Below are 12,674 nucleotides of genomic sequence, written 5' to 3' on the forward strand. Positions count from 1 at the left end.
TCCCGCCTGCCGGAGGCTACACGCAGCCGCAGGACTGCCGTACGACGAGCTGCGACGGGAACACCCTCAGCCGCTCGCGCCGGGAGCCCGCGACCCGCAGGCCGTCGTCCAGGACCAGGTCGACGGCGGCCCGCGCCATCGCCGGCCGGTCCGAGGCGACCGTCGTCAGCGGCGGGTCGGCGAGATCCGCCTCCTTGATGTCGTCGAAGCCCGCCACCGCCAGCTCGCCCGGCACGTCGATGCGCAGCTCGCGGGCGGCCCGCAGCAGGCCGATCGCCTGGTCGTCGGTGGAGCAGAAGATCGCGGGCGGACGGCGCGGCCCGGCCAGGATCTCCAGGCCCACCTTGTACGCGTCGTAGCGGTTGTACGGCGCCTCGAAGAGCCGGCCCTCGGTGGGCAGCCCGGCCTCCTTCATCGCGCGCTGCCAGCCCTCGACGTGGTCGGAGACGGGGTCGCCGACGGACGGGGTCTCGGCGGTGCCGCCCATACAGGCGACGTACTCGTAGCCGTGCTCCAGCAGGTGGCGTACGGCGAACTGGGCGCCGCCCAGGTCGTCGGTGACCACGGCGACGTCGTCGATGGCCTCGGGCCGCTCGTGCAGCAGGACGACCCGGGCGTCCCAGGCGTCGATCTCGGCGGCGGCCAGGTCGTTCAGGGCGTGGCTGACCAGGATCAGACCGGAGACGCGCATCCCGAGGAAGGCCCGCAGGTAGTGGACCTCGCGCTCGCCGACGTAGTCCGTGTTGCCGACCAGGACCATCTTTCCGCGCTCGGAGGCGGCCTGCTCGACGGCGTGCGCCATCTCCCCGAAGAAGGGCTGGCGGGCGTCCGGGATGATCAGACCTATGAGGTCCGTGCGCCGCGACGCCATCGCCTGGGCGACGCGGTCCGGCCGGTACCCCAGTTCCTTGATCGCGGCGAGGACACGCTCGCGCGTGGCCGGGGCGACCGGCCGGGGTCCGTTGTTGATGACATAACTGACGACGGCGGTGGAAGTTCCCGCCAGCCGCGCCACATCATCCCGAGTCACCTTGGCCACGCGCGGAGTCTACGCGGATGGACCCGCTCCGGGCAGGGCGTATCACACCTTGGATGACCTTGTCGCCGCCGTGTCGGGAGCCTTCGCCCCGGCGCGCTCCGCCTTCTCGCGCTCCGTCTTATCGCGCTCGGCCTTCTCGCGCTCCGCCTTCTCGGACTTCGCCTTCTCGGGCTTCTCCGGCGTGACGAAGCGGTAGCCGACGTTGCGGACGGTGCCGATCAGCGACTCGTGCTCGGGGCCGAGCTTGGCGCGCAGCCGCCGTACGTGCACGTCGACCGTGCGGGTGCCGCCGAAGTAGTCGTAGCCCCACACCTCCTGGAGCAGCTGGGCGCGGGTGAAGACCCGGCCCGGGTGCTGGGCGAGGTACTTGAGCAGCTCGAACTCCTTGAAGGTGAGGTCCAGGATCCGGCCCTTGAGCTTCGCGGAGTACGTCGCCTCGTCCACCGAGAGGTCGCCGTTGCGGATCTCCATCGGGGAGTCGTCGCCGACGATCTGCTGCCGGCCCATGGCCAGCCGCAGGCGCGCCTCGACCTCCGCCGGTCCCGCGGTGTCCAGCAGTACGTCGTCGATGCCCCAGTCGGCGGTGACGGCGGCGAGGCCGCCCTCGGTGACCACGAGGACCAGCGGACAGCTGAGGCCCGTGGAGCGCAGCAGCTGGCACAGGCTGCGGATCTGGGGAAGGTCACGGCGCCCGTCGACGAGGATCACGTCGGCGCCCGGGGTGTCGACGAGGGCCGGGCCCTCCGCCGGAGCCACGCGGACGTTGTGCAGCAGCAGGCCGAGGGCGGGGAGCACCTCCGTCGACGGCTGAAGGGCGTTGGTCAGGAGCAGCAGAGAACTCATCGCGCCCCACCTGCCTGGGTGGTCCTACGGTCGTGCACGTTTCGCTCGCCCATAACGTCTGGTTCCTCCTCGGTCCCTGCGAGGACGTTTACGGCACTGCTTCGTACGGCTGCGGATCCCGTGCCCGTGGGGCCCGCCGCGCGTCCGGGAGGTGAACGATCGGCCACGCTCCTGGAAGCACAAAAGGACCCGGGGGCTACGTTGCCCGAGTCCTCTACGCAGCAGAATAGCCGACATGAGCTACCGACCGTCAGGTCATGTGGCGCGTTCCACCCCTGGTCCAGGGAATCGTCCGCATTCCGAGACGCCCGGGGGAGCGCCGCGCCGCATGCCCGCACGCACCTTTCTGCGCAGCGCCGACGGGGTCCGCATCGACGCCGTGTACAAGCCCGCGGCGACCGCCGGTGACCCCTCCGACCTGGTGTTCGTCGTCGCGCACGGCTTCACCGCCGGCGCGGACGAGCCGCACGTGCGGCGCATCGCGAGGACGTTCGCCCGGTACGGGGCCGTGGTCAGCTTCTCCTTCCGGGGCCACGGCGCCTCCGGCGGACGGTCGACGGTCGGCGACCGCGAGGTCCTGGATCTGGCGGCGGCCGTCGCGTGGGCCCGCGGCTTCGGGCACGCGCGCGTGGTGACCGTCGGTTTCTCCATGGGCGGCTCGGTGGTGCTGCGGCACGCGGCGCTGTACGGCCCGGACAGCGCGGCCCGGACGGACGCCGTGGTGTCGGTGAGCGCGCCCGCCCGCTGGTACTACCGGGGCACGGCGCCGATGCGCCGGCTGCACTGGATGGTGACGCGCCCCGAGGGCCGGTTCGTCGGCCGGTACGGCTTCCGTACCCGCATCCATCACCTGGCCTGGGACCCGGAGCCGCTGTCGCCGGTGGACGCGGTGCCGCGGATCGCCCCGACGCCGCTCCTCCTCGTGCACGGCGACCGGGACGGCTACTTCCCCCTCGACCACCCCCGGATGCTGGCCCGGGCCGCCGGTGACCACGGCGAACTCTGGCTGGAGCCCGGCATGGGCCACGCGGAGCACGCCTCGGACGAGGCCCTGCTGGACCGGATCGGCGACTGGGCGGTCTCCCAAGCGGGCTAGCCTGAGGTGTTCACCGTCAACCGATTGAGGAACCAGATGGCAAAGGTCACGGTGCGCTACTGGGCCGCCGCGAAGGCCGCCGCGGGAGTGGCCGAGGAGCCGTACGACGCGGCCACGCTCGCCGACGCGCTCGGCGCGGTGCGCGAGCGGCACCCCGGCGAACTCACGCGCGTGCTGCTGCGCTGCTCGTTCCTCGTCGACGGCGACCCGGTGGGCACCCGCGGGCATGAGACGGTACGGCTGGCCGACGGCGGCACGGTCGAGGTGCTCCCGCCGTTCGCAGGAGGGTGAGCGATGACCGACCAGCCGTATCAAGCGCATCAGCAGTACGAGGGGTACGACGAGCACGGAAGGTGGGTCGGGCGGGGCGGGTACGACGCCCAGTGGCCCGATCAGCAGACCCACCAGGCTCACCAGGCCCCTCAGGGGTACGAGGACCCGAACGCCGGCCAGTACACGCAGCAGTGGCAGGGGCAGACCTGGGAGACGCAGGTGCACCAGGCCCAGCCGCCGGTCCCGGCGGAGGAGACGGCGTACCTGCCGCCGTACGGGTCGGAGCCGCAGCAGCAGTACCAGCAGCAGCCTCCGGCGCAGACGTACGCCCCTCAGTATCAGCCGCAGCCGCAGCCGCAGCCGCAGCCGCAGCCGCAGCCCCAGCCCCAGCCGCAGCCCCAGCCGAACGCGCCCGCTCCCGCGGCCCCGGCGCCCTCCGCCGCCCCCGCCGCCCCCGGTGACGCCGGCTACGGTCCCGCCACCCTCGCCGGGAACACGCGGGTGACCGACGCGCAGCGGGCCCGTGCCGAAGGGCGTTCGCCGATCATCGACCCGGGGATGCAGCCGGCCGGGCTCACCGCGCTGCTCGGGCTGCTCCTGGCCGGCGCGGCGGCGCTCGGCACGTACGCCCTCCTCGTCCCGCTCGTCGCCCTCCAGGCCCTCACCGCGGCGGGCTGGTTCCGCCTGAACGGCATGTGGCCGGCCCGGCAGGGCATCGCGCTGGGCTTCGCGGGCGCGCTGGCCGCCGACGCGGCGATGCTGGTGTCGGACCGCTCCCCGGCAGCGATCCTCGGCACGCTCGGGGTGTGGGTACTGCTCGCCCTCGTCCTGCAACTGCGCTCGCACGCCGACCCCGACGAGCGGATGCACGGCCTCATGGCGACCGTCGCCGCGGCGGCCCTGGCCGTGATCGCGGGCGGCTACCTCGCCGCCGACGCGGACGCGGTGACGGTCGGCGCGGTCGCGGTGGCCGTGGCCGTTGTGGCCCGCGCCCTGCCGCTGCCCACGGCGGCGTCGGTGGTCGTCGCGCTGCTCGCGGCGGCCGGGGCGGGGATCGCGGCCGGCTCGGCGACGGACTTCGGGGCGTCGGGAGCGCTGCTCGGCGCGGGCGCGGCGGTGTGCGCGCTGGTCGGCCTCCGGGTGGCGGCGTACGACTACCCGTCCCGTTTCGTCCACTTCACGGCGGGCGTGTCCCTGCCGCTGGCCGCCGCGGCGCCGGCCGTGTACGTGCTGGGCCGGGCGCTGGCCTGACCGCCCGGCGCCCGGCACGGGTGTCACAGGTCCTCGACAGAACCCGGGTGGCGCCGCCCGCCCGCGTTACGCTCGCGCTGGGACGGCCGCCGGCCGTCGGGGCCGCCGTCGTTGACCGTCCAGGGTTGGGAACACCGCATGCGCGCACTGCGAATACTGTTGGTCGTCGTCGTGATCCTCGGCGGCCTCTTCGTGATCGCCGACCGTGTGGCCGTCAACTTCGCCGAGGACGAGGCCGCGGACAAGCTGCGCAGCACCGAGAACCTGGCGTCGACGCCGGATGTCTCGATCAACGGGTTCCCGTTCCTCACCCAGGTCGCCGGCGGTGAGCTGGACGACGTCGAGGTGGGCATCGACGGCTACGAGGCGGCCACCGGCAACGGCGGCGAGAAGATCCGTATCGCCGAGCTGCGCGCGGACATGAAGGGCGTCGAGTTCTCCGGCGACTACAGCTCCGCCACCGCGGCCACCGCCACCGGCACCGCGACCGTCGCCTACGACGAGCTGATGAAGGCCGCCAAGTCCGAGCCCACGGACATCTCGCCCGGCGTCACCGCCAAGGTCATCGGCCTCTCCGACGGCGGCAACGGCAAGATCAAGGTGTCGCTCCAGGCCACGGTCCTGGGCGTCGACCTGCCCAAGCCGGTCGAGGTGCTCAGCTCGGTCAAGGTCAAGAACAACGACGTCGAGGTCGTCGCCGACGGCCTGCCGGAGATCGGCGGTCAGCAGCTCGCCGAGTCCCGGATCCGGGCCATCACCGACTTCCAGCAGACCATCGACGAACTGCCGGGCGGCATCGAGCTGGACAAGGTCGAGGCGGCGAAGGACGGCGTCGAGATCACGGTGAAGGGTTCGAACGTCAAGCTGGCCGGGTAGAGGACCAGTCGTCCGACAGGCGAGACGACGCCGTCCGTAGCGTAGATGCGACGGCGGGCGCCCGGCCCGCCCGGCGTCGCGCACCGCCCCGGACCCTCCACCGATCCCACATTGCGGACGATCCCGTCTCAGGATGCGACACGCCGGTGACATGGCCCGGTATCCGTCCCTACGATCGGTACTCATGAAGCGACAGGCGGATCTGACGAAGCGGCGGGCAGTGGACCTGTGCCGCGTTGCCGCCATGCTCTGTCGCACCTTCTGACCGGACGGCGACGCCGCCGTCCGTCCCCCTCACCAGCCCTGCCCTGGGCATCCGCGCGCCGCCGCACGGCCCGAGCGCGCGCACCCCTCTCATCGCACGCCCCGCCGCAACTGCCCCGGAGGAGAAAACATGAGCCGCAGCGACGTCCTGGTCGACGCCGACTGGGTGCAGGACCACCTGGACGACTCCAGCATCGCGATCGTCGAGGTGGACGAGGACACGTCCGCCTACGAGAAGAACCACATCAAGAACGCGATCCGGATCGACTGGACCCAGGACCTCCAGGACCCGGTCCGCCGCGACTTCGTCGACCAGGAGGGCTTCGAGAAGCTGCTCTCCGGGAAGGGCATCGCCAACGACACGCTGGTGGTCCTCTACGGCGGCAACAACAACTGGTTCGCCTCGTACGCGTACTGGTACTTCAAGCTCTACGGCCACGACAACGTCAAGCTCCTCGACGGCGGCCGCAAGAAGTGGGAGCTGGACGCCCGCGAGCTGGTCGCCGGTGACGAGGTCCCGCAGCGCCCGGCCACCGACTACAAGGCCAAGCCGCAGAACACCGCGATCCGCGCCTTCCGCGACGACGTGGTCGCCTCCATCGGCGCGCAGAACCTGGTCGACGTCCGCTCGCCCGACGAGTTCTCCGGCAAGCTGCTCGCCCCGGCCCACCTCCCGCAGGAGCAGTCGCAGCGTCCGGGTCACGTCCCGTCCGCCCGCAACATCCCGTGGTCGAAGAACGCCAACGACGACGGCACCTTCAAGTCGGACGACGAGCTGAAGCAGCTCTACACCGACGAGCAGGTCGACCTGGCGAAGGACACCATCGCCTACTGCCGCATCGGTGAGCGTTCGGCCCTGACCTGGTTCGTCCTGCACGAGCTGCTCGGCGTGGAGAACGTCAAGAACTACGACGGCTCCTGGACCGAGTACGGCTCCCTCGTCGGCGTGCCGATCGAGCTCGGCGCCAACAAGTAAGTCCGCCCCCAACCCCTCAGGAGTACGACATGTGCGGAGCGAAGGCCGGCGGCCCCGACGCCTCGACGATCAAGCCCGGTGAGACCACCATCCAGGGTCACGTGACCCGTGACGGCGAGCCGGTGACGGGCTACGTCCGTCTGCTGGACGCCACCGGCGAGTTCACGGCGGAGGTCCCGACGTCCGCGACGGGCCAGTTCCGCTTCTACGCGGCCGAGGGCACCTGGACCGTACGGGCGCTCGTCCCCGGCGGCACCGCCGACCGCACGGTCGTCGCCCAGCAGGGCGGGCTGGCGGAGGTCGCGATCGCCGTCTGACGGCGCCCCGCGCCACGTGCCACGCGACGGCCGAGGGGCCGCACCCACCGGGTTGGACGCCTGGGGTGCGGCCCCTCCGGCATGACGGGCCTACGCTGGAGGCATGTACGCGCGGCGGCGGCACGTCTACTTCGCCCTGATGGGGACCTGCATCGCGCTCTTCGTCCTTGCCTGGGGAGTCGTGCGCCTCTGGTCCGTCCCGGTGGCGGTGGGCATGTGCGTGGTCGCCATGGTCATCCCGCCGCTGGCCGCGATGGTCGCCAACCGCCGCGGCCCGGACGACCGCTGGTGGGACGACCCCTCCGGGGACGCCAAGTCCGACGAGTGGTGGGACGAGCTGGACGGGAAGAAGCGGCCGCGCTAGATCCGTGGGCTCGTGAGTGATGGCGGGCCCGGGAATGATGGCGGGCATGTCTCCGACGAAGCTGTCCACCGTCGTGCTGGACGCGCACGATGCCAACGAACTCGCCGATTTCTACCTGCGGTTGCTCGGCTACGAGGTACGCGCCCAGGAACCGCACTGGGTGCTCACCGGCCCGCCGCCCGGCACCGAGGGCACGTCCCTGGCCTTCGAGACGGAGCCCGCGTACGTGCCTCCCGTCTGGCCGTCGCGCCATCCGGGCGAGCAGCAGATGATGCTGCACCTCGACATCGAGGTCGACGACCTGGCGGCGGAGACCGCGCGGGCCGTGGCCGAGGGCGCCCGGCTCGCCGAGTACCAGCCCCAGGACGACGTACGGGTGCTGCTCGACCCGTCGGGGCACCCCTTCTGCCTGTGGACGCGGGCCGCCCCGTAGCTCGGGAGGCGGTGGCTCAGGCGCCCGGTGGACGAGCGCCACCGGTGCCCCGAGCTTCTCGCCATGGCCGAATCGTGATCAAGGCCGCCACAACCCCCGAGCCGCGTTGCAGGTCTCCTGTGCGCACGCTTGATCGAATTTCTGCGCAACGTTCTGTGGGGGGACGAGTTGGCATCAGAAGCGGAAGCTGAGGAAGCGACGGCACCCGAGGGAGGCGCCGGGGCGTCACCCGACGTGAGGACTGAGCAGGCCGCACCGCGTCGGTCGCGACGCGGACGCACCACACTGCTCATTTCCACCGCCGCCGTGCTGGGGCTGGTAGCCGGCACGTGCGGCGGTTACCTCGTACAGGCGGACCGCCGGCCGACGAAGCTGCCCTCACTGACCCAGCCGCTGTCACCACCGGCCGTCGGCAAGACACCGAAGCCGCTTCCGGCCGCTCAGGACCGTCGCGTACGCACGGACGGCGACCTGCGCAAACTTCTCCTGAAGAAGCCACGGGGGGCGAGGGAGGCCGAGTGGGTCGAGGGCGCCGACGGTTGGATGGACCTCGCGAGCTACGCCGAGAAGTACCAGAAGACGGGCAAGAAGTTCTCGCAGTACATCCACGACGAGTTCCGTCGTGCGGCGGTCGCGAGCTGGTCCGTCGACGACTCCTACAACGTCGAGATCTATCTGGTCCAGTTCCATCAGGAGGAGGTCCTGGCAGCAGTCGAGGCCAGCGACACCGGCCGCCACTGGGCGGGGTGGGTGTGGGACACCAACAGATGGGCGATTCCCGGAACCGGCGACGGCCAGGTGTTCGTCCACAACCAGCCGGAGCCCGAAAGGAACTACGGGCGGCAGGCGTATGTCGCCGAGGCCTACGCCTGGCGGGGCGACATCCAGATGGAAATCCTGATCACCGGCTCCAAGCGGGTCAGCAAGAAGCTGATCGCGGATCTGGCGAAGCGACAGATGGAGCGGCTGTGACCGAGAACGAACAGGCCGCGCCCGATACCGACGCGGATGCCGCCGAGTCCCGGGAATCGGCGCCGGGCGAGCGGGTGGCGCGCCGGAGGTGGGTCGCTCCCGTCGCGGTCGGGGTGGTGCTGGTCGCCGCGGTCGGCGGGGCCACCGGGTATACGGCCCACACCGTCAAGGGCGCCGATCGGACCGCCGGCGCACCGGTCTGGACACCGCCCCGTGTCGCGACGGACGGCGAGAAGACGTCGGCGACCGGATTGTCCGGAGCCCTGGTGCCGTACCGGCCGGATGGGTGGACGCGGGGTCCCGACCTCGGAGAATTCGGGGCCGACGTCGAACTGAGCGGCGCTCACGCCGCTGCCCTGACCAAGGAGTCGCTGAACGACCTGCCCCGTTCCCAGCGCAGAGAGCTGGAGAAAGAGATCGACCGTCGGCACATCTCGGGCGTGGCCATGCGCAGCTACGCCACGACAGGGGGCTTCCACAACGGTGAGCAGACCGGTGCGGCCACGGTGGCCGTCGTGCTGACCCGGATGAACCAGGGCGCGGCTCGTTCCGGCGCGATCGGCCGGAACGAGTTCTTCGAGGCCCTGGACGGTCTCGAGGCGGGACCGACTGTCAAGGGCCACAAGAGCGCCCGTTGCTATCGCCTGCCGGGCGAATCGGACGAGGAACTCGACATCATGTTCTGCAGCGCCCACCAGACAGACGTCCTGGTATCCGCCGTCGCCGAAGGAGTGCGGCCCTTTGGTGCCAAGGGCGTCGCCGCGCTGCTGGCCGAGCAGCTCGACCGCATCGGCGGGATTGGGGAGACGGTGTGACCGAGCAGACCGAGCAGCCTGCCATGCCGCCCATGCCGCCCATGCCGCCCGACGATGTGCCGCCGGCCGGGGAGCCCACGGCCGTCGAGGTACCTCCCGAGGTGCGTAAGGACCGTCGGGTCCTGCGTGGCGTGCTGCGCTGGACCGCGGCCGTCGCCGTCTTCGCCGCGGTCGGATCGGTCGCGGCGTACGGCGTCACGCGCATGGAGCGGACGGACGTACCAGGCTTGGCGACCCGGACGGACGGGCGCTGGACGTACCCCGAGCTGACGATGCCGGCGCTGCCGTCGGGCAGCCCCCGGCCGTTCGCACAGGCCAATCCGGCCGGCGCCCACTACGCGGATCTGCGGGAACTCGTGCTGCCCGCGCCCGAGGGCGCCGAGCCGGACGAGTCCCTGCAGGGCAAGGACGGCTGGCTGGCGACGGATGAGTTCCTCAAGGAGTACCGGGACGCGTCGGAACACGGCGAGCTGCGGCAACTCTTCGTCGACTTCGGGCTGCGGCACATCGCCGCTCGCGGCTGGACCACGTCCGACGGCACGCACACGCGGATCTACCTGCTGCAATTCGACACCGCGGCGGTTGCGGACGACCTGCGCAACCGCCACCTCGTGTCGTACAGCGAGCCCGCCTACGCTGTGCGCGGTACGGACCAGAGCGTCCCCGACGAGGAGTTCCCGATGGAGGCCGTGAGCGACGACCTGGTCCCCTCGGTCTACGTCGAGCCCGAACCCTACGGTGCCGAGCAGGTGCGGCAGGCGTACCTCGGTGCCGGGGACGTGCTGGCCGTCGTCCTGCAGAGCCGCAAGGGCGAGGCCGCGGGCGTGCCCTTCCAACAGACGGTCTCCCTGCAGGGCGGGCTCCTCTGCTGATCCGCAGCGGGCAGGGGGCCTCGGCGACGCGAACCGCTCAGTAGACGAGCGCCTGCGTGTCGTCGGCGAGGGCCTCCTGCACGAAGACCTGCGCGCCCGCGATCCGCACGCCGTCGATGACGTCCTTCTCGGTGAGGTCGCGGCGGGCCGCGCACTGGGTGCACAGCGTCACCCGGCCGCCCGCCAGGAGCGAGTCGAGCAGGTCCGGCAGCGGCGCGGCATGCGGCAGCTCGAACTCCGCCGCCCGGCCCGGCACCGCGAACCACGCGGACTCGCCGGTCAGCCACAGCGAGACGTCGACCCCGCTGGCCACGGCCACCGCCGCCACCGTGAACGCCTGAGAACACCGCTCGGGCGCATCCGCCCCCGCCGTCACCTTGATCACGAGCTTCTTCGCCATGCCGGAAGGGTAGCCCTCGCGGGCGGCGTCAGACGGCGAGGGTGATCGTCACCAGCAGCGTCGCGATGCTGAGAGCGGTGAGCAGGCCGCTGACGGTGGGACCGTCCAGCCTGACGTACCGCCGGGGCGGCCGGGACCTGGGCCTGGGCATGGGCTTCGGCGGGTGGGCCGGGTGGAACGGTGGCATCGCGAAGCCGGGTGAAAGGGGAGTCCGGTCGCGTCGGGGTGAGAGTCGCTGCGCGCGCTTGCACTCCTCGTAGGGCAGTCCGCCGTCGTACGTCATGCCTCGTGCTCCTTGCGCTGGTGCTGGCGCAGCAGGACGTTCGCGTCCGTCACCGCGCTGTGGTCGAACGCCGTGCCCGCGGCCTCCCGCCGGCCGGCCAGCCAGGCGCAGGCGTCGCAGTCGGGGACCGGCGTGGGCGGCCTCCCCGGGTCGCCGGGGGCCGGGGGCGTGGCGAGCGTGCGCTCGTTCGCGGCGCGGAGGCTCGCGCCGAGGCGTTCGCGGTCGGTCGCCGGGCGCAGTTCCGCCGGCTCCGCCTCCCACTCCCGGCCGCCGCCGAGGGGGCGGAGCATCGCGCGGGGCCCGGTCAGCCCCTGGTACGCGCCGACCTTGGCGGTGGCGGGGTCGTAGAGCACGGTGCCTGGTTCGAAGGTGGCCGGTTCTGATCTCACGGGTCCGCTCCCTTACGTCAACATCTATACGGAATGCGACAGTTGCCCTACTCTGCGTAGTGCTGGGCATTACGAGCATGACCCATGGCGGGGGGTGCCAAGCCCGGAAAGGCCCCAAGTTCCACAGCGGGCGGCTCAAATTCCACAAATTCCACAGCCGGGAGGGGTGCGGTGCCGCAGAGGATCGCGATCACGGGTCGGAGTCAGGAACCGAGGCAGCGGTTCGCCGAGGAACTGCGGATACTGCGCGCGGAGAGAGGCGTGAGCCTGCGGGCGCTGGCCGAAGTGGTGGGCTGGGACGCGTCCCAGTTCGGCAAGCTGGAGAACGGCCACACGCTGGGCGGCCCGGAGGTGGTCCAGGCGCTCGACCAGTACTACGGCACGCAGCGGCTGCTGCTGACCCTGTGGGAGCTGGCGATGGCCGACCCGACGCAGTTCAAGGAGCGGTACCGGCGGTACATGGTGCTGGAGGCCGAGGCGGTGAGTATGTGGCAGTACTCGTTGAGCAGGCCGCCGGGGTTGCTCCAGGTGGAGGGGTACGCCCGTGAAGCGCTGGCGGCGGGTGGGCTCAGTGGGGAAGCGCTGGACCAGCAGGTCGGCGCTCGCGTTGGGCGACGTCACGTCCTTGCAGGGGATGGGGCGCCGCCATTTCGCGCCATCCTCTCCGAGACGGTGCTGCGCAACTCGCTACGAGACCCCCGAGAGTGGCGTGCGCAGCTTGAGTACCTGCTGGGGGCGTCGGAACGCCCGAACATCACCATCCACGTACTGCCTTTCGGCTCTGGCCTGCACGGGATGGACGCACCGATCTCATGTTTCTCCGCCTGGCGGATGGCCGTACCGTGGCCTACGCGGAGAACGACGTCCAGGGCGAACTCATCGAGGAAGTTTGCAAAGTTGAGCAGTTGCAGCGCACTTATGATGACCTCCGCGACCTGGCGTTGAACTCCGCCGAGTCACGGTCGTTCATTTTGCGAGTGTTGGAGGAAGCGCCATGCGAGCCATCGACCTGAGCACCGTCACCTGGCGCAAGAGCAGCTACAGCAACTCCGACGGCGGCAACTGCGTCGAGGTCGCCCACAACCTCCCCTCCCTCGTCCCAGTCCGGGACAGCAAGGACCCGGCCCGCGGAGCGCTCCTGTTCGCCGCGCCCGCGTGGGCCGCCTTCGTGGACGGAGTCCGGCGAGAAGAGCCAGGGTGGGCCGCGTAAG

Annotated in this window: 17 protein-coding genes and 1 pseudogene; 13 read left to right on the top strand and 5 right to left on the bottom strand. The window is 71.4% G+C overall.

Going from position 1 to position 12,674, the window contains the following annotated elements; genetic code table 11:
- Positions 1-16 precede the first annotated feature (16 nt).
- Positions 17-1,039 carry a LacI family DNA-binding transcriptional regulator gene (locus ACFWR9_RS32085; protein WP_383848183.1) on the bottom strand — a complete coding sequence of 341 codons (1,023 nt, stop codon included), beginning with the start codon at positions 1,037-1,039 and terminating at the stop codon, positions 17-19.
- Positions 1,040-1,081: 42 nt separating this feature from the next.
- On the bottom strand, positions 1,082-1,882 hold the full coding sequence (locus ACFWR9_RS32090; RefSeq protein ID WP_383848186.1) for a response regulator transcription factor: 801 nt from the start codon (positions 1,880-1,882) through the stop codon (positions 1,082-1,084).
- Positions 1,883-2,117: 235 nt separating this feature from the next.
- Here ACFWR9_RS32090 and ACFWR9_RS32095 point away from each other — a divergent pair, with 235 nt between their 5' ends.
- The 11 genes from ACFWR9_RS32095 to ACFWR9_RS32145 all read left to right on the top strand — a co-directional run bounded on the left by ACFWR9_RS32095 (position 2,118) and on the right by ACFWR9_RS32145 (position 10,391).
- Positions 2,118-2,978 carry an alpha/beta hydrolase gene (locus tag ACFWR9_RS32095; protein WP_383848189.1) on the top strand — a complete coding sequence of 287 codons (861 nt, stop codon included), beginning with the start codon at positions 2,118-2,120 and terminating at the stop codon, positions 2,976-2,978.
- A gap of 36 nt (positions 2,979-3,014) precedes the next feature.
- The gene (locus ACFWR9_RS32100; protein ID WP_087808578.1) at positions 3,015-3,269 is read left to right on the top strand and encodes a MoaD/ThiS family protein; all 255 of its coding nucleotides are present in this window, start codon (positions 3,015-3,017) and stop codon (positions 3,267-3,269) included.
- Between the two features lie 3 nt (positions 3,270-3,272).
- Positions 3,273-4,502: a hypothetical protein gene (locus ACFWR9_RS32105; RefSeq protein ID WP_383848193.1), complete on the top strand. Its 1,230-nt coding sequence runs from the start codon at positions 3,273-3,275 to the stop codon at positions 4,500-4,502.
- Between the two features lie 138 nt (positions 4,503-4,640).
- Positions 4,641-5,378, top strand: coding sequence for a DUF2993 domain-containing protein (locus tag ACFWR9_RS32110; RefSeq protein ID WP_383848194.1), 738 nt, complete (start codon positions 4,641-4,643; stop codon positions 5,376-5,378).
- A gap of 394 nt (positions 5,379-5,772) precedes the next feature.
- Positions 5,773-6,618, top strand: a complete 846-nt coding sequence (locus tag ACFWR9_RS32115) for a sulfurtransferase (RefSeq protein ID WP_383848197.1) — start codon at positions 5,773-5,775, stop codon at positions 6,616-6,618.
- Positions 6,619-6,647: 29 nt separating this feature from the next.
- Positions 6,648-6,935, top strand: coding sequence for a DUF1416 domain-containing protein (locus ACFWR9_RS32120; protein ID WP_031047895.1), 288 nt, complete (start codon positions 6,648-6,650; stop codon positions 6,933-6,935).
- 103 nt (positions 6,936-7,038) lie between these two features.
- A complete protein-coding gene (locus ACFWR9_RS32125) occupies positions 7,039-7,299 on the top strand; it encodes a DUF3099 domain-containing protein (protein WP_161328495.1) in 261 nt (86 codons plus the stop codon).
- Positions 7,300-7,345: 46 nt separating this feature from the next.
- Positions 7,346-7,732: a VOC family protein gene (locus tag ACFWR9_RS32130; protein WP_383848201.1), complete on the top strand. Its 387-nt coding sequence runs from the start codon at positions 7,346-7,348 to the stop codon at positions 7,730-7,732.
- Between the two features lie 306 nt (positions 7,733-8,038).
- A complete protein-coding gene (locus tag ACFWR9_RS32135; RefSeq protein WP_383848204.1) occupies positions 8,039-8,704 on the top strand; it encodes a hypothetical protein in 666 nt (221 codons plus the stop codon).
- Positions 8,701-9,519 (top strand): hypothetical protein, encoded by an 819-nt coding sequence (locus ACFWR9_RS32140; protein ID WP_383848206.1) that lies wholly within the window; start codon positions 8,701-8,703, stop codon positions 9,517-9,519. The genes ACFWR9_RS32135 and ACFWR9_RS32140 overlap by 4 nt, the downstream gene beginning before the upstream one ends.
- The gene (locus tag ACFWR9_RS32145; protein ID WP_383848209.1) at positions 9,516-10,391 is read left to right on the top strand and encodes a hypothetical protein; all 876 of its coding nucleotides are present in this window, start codon (positions 9,516-9,518) and stop codon (positions 10,389-10,391) included. The genes ACFWR9_RS32140 and ACFWR9_RS32145 overlap by 4 nt, the downstream gene beginning before the upstream one ends.
- A gap of 37 nt (positions 10,392-10,428) precedes the next feature.
- Here the strand turns inward: ACFWR9_RS32145 and ACFWR9_RS32150 are convergent, their stop codons facing one another.
- The 3 genes from ACFWR9_RS32150 to ACFWR9_RS32160 are packed head-to-tail and all read right to left on the bottom strand — an operon-like array spanning position 10,429 to position 11,463.
- Positions 10,429-10,791 (bottom strand): DsrE family protein, encoded by a 363-nt coding sequence (locus ACFWR9_RS32150; protein WP_234961504.1) that lies wholly within the window; start codon positions 10,789-10,791, stop codon positions 10,429-10,431.
- Positions 10,792-10,819: 28 nt separating this feature from the next.
- Positions 10,820-11,074 (bottom strand): hypothetical protein, encoded by a 255-nt coding sequence (locus tag ACFWR9_RS32155; protein ID WP_383848212.1) that lies wholly within the window; start codon positions 11,072-11,074, stop codon positions 10,820-10,822.
- Positions 11,071-11,463, bottom strand: coding sequence for a hypothetical protein (locus ACFWR9_RS32160; RefSeq protein ID WP_383848215.1), 393 nt, complete (start codon positions 11,461-11,463; stop codon positions 11,071-11,073). Before ACFWR9_RS32160 ends, ACFWR9_RS32155 begins: the two co-directional genes overlap by 4 nt.
- Positions 11,464-11,634: 171 nt before the next feature.
- On the opposite strand from ACFWR9_RS32160, the pseudogene ACFWR9_RS32165 reads away from it, so the two are divergent.
- Both ACFWR9_RS32165 and ACFWR9_RS32170 read left to right on the top strand, forming a co-directional pair.
- Positions 11,635-12,476: pseudogene (locus tag ACFWR9_RS32165) on the top strand (helix-turn-helix domain-containing protein).
- Positions 12,458-12,673, top strand: a complete 216-nt coding sequence (locus tag ACFWR9_RS32170; protein WP_383848217.1) for a DUF397 domain-containing protein — start codon at positions 12,458-12,460, stop codon at positions 12,671-12,673. Before ACFWR9_RS32165 ends, ACFWR9_RS32170 begins: the two are co-directional and overlap by 19 nt.
- Position 12,674: the final 1 nt, after the last annotated feature.

The organism is Streptomyces sp. NPDC058534, assembly GCF_042717365.1.
Taxonomy (GTDB): Bacteria; Actinomycetota; Actinomycetes; order Streptomycetales; family Streptomycetaceae; genus Streptomyces.